Annotated in this window: 1 protein-coding gene; it reads right to left on the bottom strand. The window is 39.3% G+C overall.

Annotated features, from left to right (window positions below):
• Positions 1 to 411: 411 nt before the first annotated feature.
• On the bottom strand, positions 412 to 3096 hold the full coding sequence (adhE, locus tag DS885_RS13550; protein ID WP_113819958.1) for a bifunctional acetaldehyde-CoA/alcohol dehydrogenase: 2685 nt from the start codon (positions 3094 to 3096) through the stop codon (positions 412 to 414).
• Positions 3097 to 3180: the final 84 nt, after the last annotated feature.

Here is a 3180-nt window from a genome sequence, read left to right as displayed (position 1 = left end):
CCATTTACATCAACTTACGCCTCAAACTAAGCCATTTTTCCGGCGCAAAATCTAGATCAGTTATTTAATACAATTGGTATAACTCGATTTGATGTTTATTGCCTTTGGTTTTACTAAAGCGATTCGTTATGTGGGAAACTCAGTGGAAGGTTATTTGTTATTGATAGATAACATTAACTGCTTAGTTTTTAGGACAATAAAACTATGGTCTATTGTTCACCTAACTCCTGTGAACCCTTATTTCTGCCATCTTTTCTTAAATTCAAAAATTCCATATTTAGAATTCCTGCTTTAATGTTCCTACAAGACTGTTTACCTTCATTATATTTTTAATATGCATTTTTTATCGAACGCTAAACACAAAAAAGCCTGCTAAAAGCAGGCTTGATAATGCTGTTTGAAGGGAGTGGATTAGCTAACTAATTCTTTCACTTTTTTAGCCGCTACTTTTTTCTCTTCTTTTACTTCTGCTTTTACTTCAACTTCAGGTGCGTCTACAACGTCTGCGTAAGCTTTACCGTAGTAAGAAGCGATTAATACTTCTTTTAGCTCGCCGATTAATGGGTAACGTGGGTTTGCACCTGTACATTGGTCATCAAACGCATCTTCAGCTAGTTTATCCACTTTTGCCATGAATTCAGCTTCGTTAACACCTGCAGCTTGAATTGATAGTGGAATATCTAGTGCTACTTTTAACTCGTCTAACCAGTTTAGTAGGGCATTTAGTTTATCTTCAGTGTTACCTTCAGTGAAGCCTAAGTGCGCAGCTACTTCTGCATAACGAGCACGTGCTTTAGGGCGATCGTACTGTGAGAATGCAGTTTGTTTAGTCGGGTTGTTTGTTGCGTTGTAACGAATTGTATTCGAGATTAATAACGCATTTGCTAAACCGTGTGGAATGTGGAACTCAGCACCTAGTTTGTGCGCCATTGAGTGACAAACACCTAGGAATGCATTGGCAAATGACATACCTGCGATTGTTGCTGCGTTATGTACTTTCTCACGTGCAATTGGGTCTTTCTTGCCGTTTTTGTAAGAGCTTGGTAAGTACTCTTTTAACATTTTAAGTGCTTGTAAAGCATGGCCGTCAGAGTATTCGTTTGCTAGTACTGACACATAAGCTTCCATTGCGTGAGTCACTGCATCGTAACCACCGAATGCACATAGTGATTTAGGCATATCCATTACTAGGTTTGCATCAACAACAGCCATGTTTGGTGTTAGTTCGTAATCCGCTAATGGGTATTTTTGACCTGTTTTTTCATCAGTAACAACAGCGAAAGGTGTTACTTCAGAACCTGTACCAGATGTAGTAGTGATACATACTAACTCTGCTTTTGAACCCATTTTAGGGAATTTGTAGATACGTTTACGGATATCCATAAAGCGCATAGATAAATCTTCAAAGTCAGTTTCTGGGTGCTCGTACATTACCCACATGATTTTCGCTGCATCCATTGGTGAACCTCCACCCACTGCTAGAATCACATCAGGTTGGTAGCTTAAACATGCTGCTGCACCTGCTTGTACTACTGCTAATGTTGGGTCTGCTTCTACTTCATGGAACACTTCTACTTCCATGCCTTTTTCTTTTAAGATGCTACGTAAATCGTCAATGTAACCGTTATTGAATAAGAAGCGGTCTGTTACGATTAATGCACGTTTTTTGCCTTCTAGGTCAGTCATTGCAACAGGAAGTGCGCCACGACGGAAGTAGATAGATTTTGGTAGTTTATGCCACAACATATTTTCTGCTCGCTTAGCTACAATTTTCTTGTTGATAAGGTGTTTTGGACCTACGTTTTCAGAGATAGCATTACCACCCCATGAACCACAACCTAGTGTTAAAGAAGGTGCTAATTCGAAGTTGTAAAGGTCACCAATACCACCGTGAGAAGAAGGTGTATTCACTAAGATACGTGCTGTTTTCATTTTATCGCCAAAGTAAGCGATACGGTCTGCATTCGCATCTTGGTCTGTGTAAAGTACTGAAGTATGACCAACACCACCGATATCTAATACGATGCCTGCTTGACGTACTGCATCTTCAAAGTCTTTTGCTTTAAATAGACCTAATGTTGGAGATAGTTTTTCGTGTGCGAACTCATCATCCCAAGATGCTTCTAAACCTTCACCGATTAAGATCTTAGTTGATGTTGGTACTTTAACACCAGCTAATGCTGCAATTTTGTATGCTGGCTGACCTACGATTTTTGCATTAAGTGCACCATCGATAAGTAACACTTTGCGTACTTTCTCAGCATCTGCTTTGTTTAGTACTGCTGCACCGTATTTAGCGAAACGTGCTTTTACTTCGTCGTAAATTGATTCAACAACAATCGCTGCTTGCTCAGAAGCACAGATAACGCCGTTATCGAATGTTTTAGACATTAAGATAGAAGAAACAGCACGTTTGATATCTGCAGTTTCATCAATAACAACAGGTGTGTTACCCGCGCCAACACCGATTGCTGGTTTACCTGAAGAGTAAGCCGCTTTAACCATGCCTGGGCCACCGGTTGCAAGGATAAGGTTGATGTCGTCATGTTTCATTAGTTTATTTGATAGTTCTACTGAAGGTACATCAATCCAACCAATAATATCTTTTGGTGCACCTGCTTTGATTGCTGCGTCTAATACAATTTTAGCGGCAAAGTTAGTTGCATTTTTAGCACGTGGATGTGGTGAAAAGATACAGCCATTACGTGTTTTAAGTGAGATTAATGCTTTAAAGATAGCAGTAGATGTTGGGTTAGTTGTTGGTACGATTGCACACACGATACCTACTGGCTCTGCAATTGTGATAGTGCCGCCTTCTTCGTTACGGTCAATCACACCACAAGTTAATTCATCTTTGTATTTGTTGTAAATGAATTCAGAAGCAAAGTGGTTTTTGATCACTTTATCTTCCATAATACCCATACCTGATTCAGTAGCAGCCATTTTAGCAAGCTCGATACGTGCTGTAGATGCGGCTAATGAAGCGGCGCGGAAAATTTTGTCAACTTGCTCCTGTGAGTAGTTTGCAAATTCTTTTTGTGCTGCTTTCACTCGAGCAACCATTGCATTTAGTTCAGTGACATTGCTTACAGTCATATATTTCTCCAAAGTTTAATAAATTTAAAATCTTTAAAAGTGCTTTATTAAGATGATTTGGTAAAAACAGACTTAGTAAATAAC

The sequence above is a fragment of the Psychromonas sp. B3M02 genome, assembly GCF_003318165.1.
Taxonomy (GTDB): Bacteria; Pseudomonadota; Gammaproteobacteria; order Enterobacterales; family Psychromonadaceae; genus Psychromonas.
This window is presented reverse-complemented; position numbering and strand designations above follow the sequence as displayed.